The 4,151-nt window shown below is 48.0% G+C and carries 6 protein-coding genes; 5 read left to right on the forward strand and 1 reads right to left on the reverse strand.

Annotated features, from left to right (window positions below):
* The 4 genes from CIK98_RS18325 to CIK98_RS13545 form a co-directional block, all read left to right on the forward strand.
* The coding region (locus CIK98_RS18325; protein WP_172409958.1) for a hypothetical protein at positions 1–267 on the forward strand (267 nt) is incomplete at its 5' end.
* Positions 194–484, forward strand: coding sequence for a tyrosine-type recombinase/integrase (locus CIK98_RS13535; protein WP_094385115.1), 291 nt, complete (start codon positions 194–196; stop codon positions 482–484). The genes CIK98_RS18325 and CIK98_RS13535, both read left to right, overlap by 74 nt.
* Positions 485–587: 103 nt before the next feature.
* The gene (locus CIK98_RS13540; protein ID WP_094385117.1) at positions 588–842 is read left to right on the forward strand and encodes a hypothetical protein; all 255 of its coding nucleotides are present in this window, start codon (positions 588–590) and stop codon (positions 840–842) included.
* On the forward strand, positions 839–1,141 hold the full coding sequence (locus tag CIK98_RS13545) for a type II toxin-antitoxin system RelE/ParE family toxin (RefSeq protein ID WP_094385119.1): 303 nt from the start codon (positions 839–841) through the stop codon (positions 1,139–1,141). Before CIK98_RS13540 ends, CIK98_RS13545 begins: the two co-directional genes overlap by 4 nt.
* Before the next feature lie 490 nt (positions 1,142–1,631).
* Here CIK98_RS13545 and CIK98_RS18330 read toward each other — a convergent pair whose 3' ends face one another.
* Positions 1,632–1,784, reverse strand: coding sequence for a hypothetical protein (locus tag CIK98_RS18330; RefSeq protein WP_172409959.1), 153 nt, complete (start codon positions 1,782–1,784; stop codon positions 1,632–1,634).
* A 124-nt stretch (positions 1,785–1,908) separates the two neighbouring features.
* Between CIK98_RS18330 and CIK98_RS13550 the strand changes: the two genes are divergently transcribed.
* Positions 1,909–4,017, forward strand: coding sequence for a VapE domain-containing protein (locus CIK98_RS13550; protein WP_094385121.1), 2,109 nt, complete (start codon positions 1,909–1,911; stop codon positions 4,015–4,017).
* Positions 4,018–4,151: the final 134 nt, after the last annotated feature.

Below are 4,151 nucleotides of genomic sequence, written 5' to 3' on the forward strand. Positions count from 1 at the left end.
ATCGCGGCTGTACCTAAATTCAGGGACCGCATTTCGCTTTTTACTAAGAAACTGCGTCTGGCACAGTATGCAGACGGCAGTATCTATGACTATCGCCTGAAAATTGCTCAGGCAGTGTTGTTTTTCAGAGTGCTCTCCCAAGAGCAGATTGTGAGACTTCTCCGCAACTGCTCCCTGTACGACAAAACCCTGCTTGCCATCATCTACGACTGCGCCCTTCAGGGTCGGCGAGGCATGCCGCCTCAGATGGGACGACATCTGCTTTGACCGCAAGAAGCTGTTCGTCTTCCAAGGCAAGGGGCGTAAAGACCGCTACGTGCCCATTTCCGACCAGATGCTCGTCGTACTCAAGGCATATCGGAAGAAGTATCCAGATGACGAAATAGCAACTCATACTTTCTACTCCTCCGATATACGGATAGTAGTACTTAGAGATATGAAGTATTCTCATAAAATTCTCCTTTCAATGAAACTTATCTTCTGATTCATACTTGATTTGTGTAATTATAGTTAAATATTCGTCCATATATGCCGTATATATGGAATATATTATATATCTTTGTAACCGAATTTAAAGCATTTGACTTATGAAAACATCAACATTAACACCCTCCAAAAGAAAGATCATCAATCTTGATGAGCCTACCTTCAAGACCCTCTCCATCATGGCCATTGAGAACGGTACAAATCTGAAGAACTATATAGAAAAACTGCTCTCTGACATAGCAGACAATTATGAAGACGCTAGACTTTACGCCAAACTGAGCAAGGAACGTCCCGAAGGACACGTCATGCTCGACGCACAGGAAAAGACAGACTTTGAAAACTGGTTAGGCGTATGAATGTAGAATACTCCAAGGACTTTAATAAATCCGTCAAGAAGCTTTCCGGCAAGATGCTTGACTCCGTGCGCAGAGCCGTGGCAGAAGTAAAGAGTGCCGAAAGCCTTAAAGACATCACCGACTGCAAGAAACTTCTCGGTTATCGCAATATCTATCGCATCCGCATAGGCGACTATCGCGCATTCTTTACTTTCCATATCGAGATTATAAACGACACAGTCTTCTTCAGATACCTTGTTCCCCGCGGCGAAGCCTACGGCAAGAAGACACAGACAGAACTTAAACGTATTGATGAGTGACATCTTTAAGATGCTTTTTAATGTCTAAAAATGATTACTCTCATTTAGTATTTCACTGATATTTGATTTTCTCATACGATTCAGTCCTCTCTTGCATTTTTATGTTGTACTAATTTTTCACTGCGGTGAAAAAAGCTAAAGTCCTGTGGCGATGTTGATGGATGATTACTGATTGCTGATTGTTGATTATGGTAGCGGCTCGGATACCATTCCGCTACCATGATTCAATGTTCTGAACCTATCCTCCGCCTCCTTAATCTTTAATTTTTTAATCCTCCTTTAAGGTTTGCCTTTTAATCTTTAAGGTTCACCTTTTAATCTTTCTCCCCCTTTTAAAATTTTAATCTTTTAATCTTTAATTTTTTAATCTTCATTCCACAATCGCATCAACCAATTTCGATTTATAGTATTTCTGTACTTCTGTCGGGAGCTCCGATATAGACCGCCGGAAGATGGAAATGTAATACTCGAAATCTTTACATCTCCCAGCTTAGACTACGTAGAGTTTCTGACGATTAGGGATCAATCCCTCTGATACCAAATCATTGCCCATAAGACCATTTAACTTGCGGGCACAGTCGAAGGCGGCGAAGACTACTTCACCTATTTTCGACATCTTCTCTTGTGAAATTCCGATAAACATGTTTAATATTGTTTAAAAGAGTCATTCCTCATAGGAGTGACACGAAGTTATTACTCTATTGCAACGAACATCTTTTTTTCGTATATTTGCAAGACAATTTTTTATCTGACAAACTATTACCATTATGAAGTATATCAATTACTTTTCAACACTCACCGACTCTGAGCTTGACTCCGTGTCGTGGGAGAAGATGATGGAGGTGTTGCGGAGCGACTTCCTCAAAGACAACACCCTCAAGTACAGGGCTCTGCTCCTGCAACACGACCGTGCCGTGGAGGCGGGAGACACTCCGGCGGCGGACTCCATCAAAAAAGAGATGGGGGAGGTGAAGAGGAAGTGTCCGGCGGTGGTGTGCCAGGTCACGCTCGAAGGCGGCAAGGACAAGTCGTGCATCAAAGCCTATACGGGATATGTCATGGTGGACCTTGACCATGTGCCCGCCGACCGTATGAAGGAGGTATTTGGCGTAGTGGCTGCCGACGCCCACACCTTTGTGGCCTACACCACCATCTCGGGCCGTGGCATACGTGTCATAGCTCGGGTGGAAGACAAGGTGACGGAGGAGAACTACCGCGTGGCGTGGCTCTCGGCTAACGAACACTACAAGCGCATCACGGGTCTTGACTACGACACCCAGTGCGGCAATGTCACACGCCTGTGCGGACTGGCATGGGACCCTAAGGCCGTGTACAAACCGCTCGCAAAGCGCATAAAAGTCAACGTCACGCTCGACCGCAAGACGGCTCGAAAGGGCAAGGGTGCCGGTAGGCCGCCAAAGGCCAAAAACATCGGACAAAAGGTGATGAAGATGGTGGAAGCCGACGGTGCCAAAAACGCCGACGGATGCCATAACGACTACGTCTCGCGCTGCATATACCTCATGAACCGCTACGGCGTGACTCTCGACGACTGCACCTCCTGGGCTCTCGAGGAGTTTGAAGACTACGCCGCAAAACATCCCGGTCAGGTACAGTCGATGGTGCGCAGCGTATATCAGACCTATTCCAACGAGCACGCCACCATCACCGCCGCCTCCATCAACCGCAAGGCAAGTGTAAAGGAAGTGGAAGACTACATCTCCGCCCGATACAAGATAAGGCTCAATCAGCTGAGCAACAAACTCGAACATTGTGAAAAACTTCAACCTACAACATTCAATTTCATCGACGACCGTTTCGTCAACTCCCTCTGGCGCCAGATGCAGCACGACGGCTTGAACGTTGAGCTGCCCACCATCCTCAACATCCTCGGTTCTGACTTCTCCGAACCCTTCCATCCCTTCAAGGACTGGATAGGTCATCTGCCAGAATGGGACGGCAAGACAGACTATATCCGTCAGTTCTTTTCTATGGTTCACTGTAAGGATATTTCGGAAGAGGATTTCTTCAGTTACACCCGTTGCTGGTTCCTGTCGATGGTGGCTACGGTGATGTTCGACGAGGTCATCAATCACTGCATCCTCACGTTCATCGGTCCTCAGGGCACTTACAAGTCCACGTTCATGCTGCATATCCTGCCACCCCATCTGCGATCGTTTTTCACCACCAAGAGCAACTCCTATCAGCTCTCCAAGGACGACCGCCTGATGCTTGCGCAGAATATCATCGTGTCGCTCGAGGAAATCGACTCCATGACCACCAAGGAGATAAACCAGCTGAAGGCGTTCGTCACCTTGCCGAGCGTCAACGAGCGACCTCCTTACGCCCACACCACCGTGCTTATGCCCCGTGTGGCGTCGCTCACAGCCACCGGCAACAACCTCACCTTCCTCACCGACCAGACCGGCAACCGCCGTTGGCTGCCGTTCCACATCGAGAGCATCGACAATCCCTGGGCAGCCGACATCCCCTACGAAGGCATGTACGCCCAGGCCCTTGCCCTCATCAAAGGCGGCGAGCGTTACTGGCTCGACGACGCCGACATCCGACGTCTTAACGACCACAACCGCCACTTCATGGCTCCCGACCCCGCCACCGAACTTCTCGTCACCTACTTCATGCACCCCCGCACCGAATCGGAGACAAAGTATATGACTGCCTCGAAGATAGCGGCAAGATTTGCGCCGTATATGAAGATCATCCCAAACAAGATAGGACAAGCCTTGACAGATTTGGGATATGAACAAGTTCGTACTCATAACGGTAGATTTTGGAAGGTGGCAGAGCGTCCTCAGGTAGATATCGACAATCGCATACCTGGCGCAGACGAAAAGCCCGAAGATCCGCCCTTCTGACCTCGGAGCGTGACAACGTGACAACGTTATATATAGAAAATCCCTAAAAATGGAAATTCGCTTCCTTTAAAGGAGCTTAATTTCCTTTTCCGCGCATTTCTTATATTATATGTTGTCACGTTGTCACGCCCCCT

Source organism: Prevotella sp. P2-180, assembly GCF_002251435.1.
Taxonomy (GTDB): Bacteria; Bacteroidota; Bacteroidia; order Bacteroidales; family Bacteroidaceae; genus Prevotella.

Bases quoted from the DNA above. Each gene is read 5' to 3' on its own strand.
- CIK98_RS18330 (WP_172409959.1), bottom strand. From the start codon at position 1,784: ATGTTTATCGGAATTTCACAAGAGAAGATGTCGAAAATAGGTGAAGTA.
- CIK98_RS13550 (WP_094385121.1), top strand. From the start codon at position 1,909: ATGAAGTATATCAATTACTTTTCAACACTCACCGACTCTGAGCTTGAC.
- CIK98_RS13545 (WP_094385119.1), top strand. From the start codon at position 839: ATGAATGTAGAATACTCCAAGGACTTTAATAAATCCGTCAAGAAGCTT.
- CIK98_RS13540 (WP_094385117.1), top strand. From the start codon at position 588: ATGAAAACATCAACATTAACACCCTCCAAAAGAAAGATCATCAATCTT.